At 56.1% G+C, this 278-nt stretch carries 1 protein-coding gene; it reads right to left on the minus strand.

What is annotated here, in order from left to right; translation table 11 throughout:
• Positions 1-204 (minus strand): hypothetical protein (locus EN852_RS42110; RefSeq protein WP_210238358.1); only part of this gene is annotated, 204 nt, incomplete at its 3' end.
• Positions 205-278: the final 74 nt, after the last annotated feature.

Raw genomic sequence — 278 nt, forward strand, 5'->3', positions numbered from 1 at the left:
TACGTTTCGCCTCCTTCTTTCCTTCCCGCCACTGAAGCCATGTTTATACGAAATCCGTGACGGCTGTTTGAAGGCAAGAACGAGGTCATTGAGGGGCAGCGCGGGCAAAGTTTTGTCAGCCGCCTGCAAATCGCGGCAACGCGATTCCCGGCGCACTTTTGCGCTGTGATAAGAGAATGCCGCGGCGGCTTGTTGACCGCACACGGCAGGAGCTGCTCGAAAACATCGTCAACCGCTACGTCTGACATCCGATCGGAACACTGAAATCTGCCGTGTGC

Origin of the sequence: Mesorhizobium sp. M2E.F.Ca.ET.209.01.1.1 (assembly GCF_004010375.2) — a bacterium.
Taxonomy (GTDB): domain Bacteria; phylum Pseudomonadota; class Alphaproteobacteria; order Rhizobiales; family Rhizobiaceae; genus Mesorhizobium.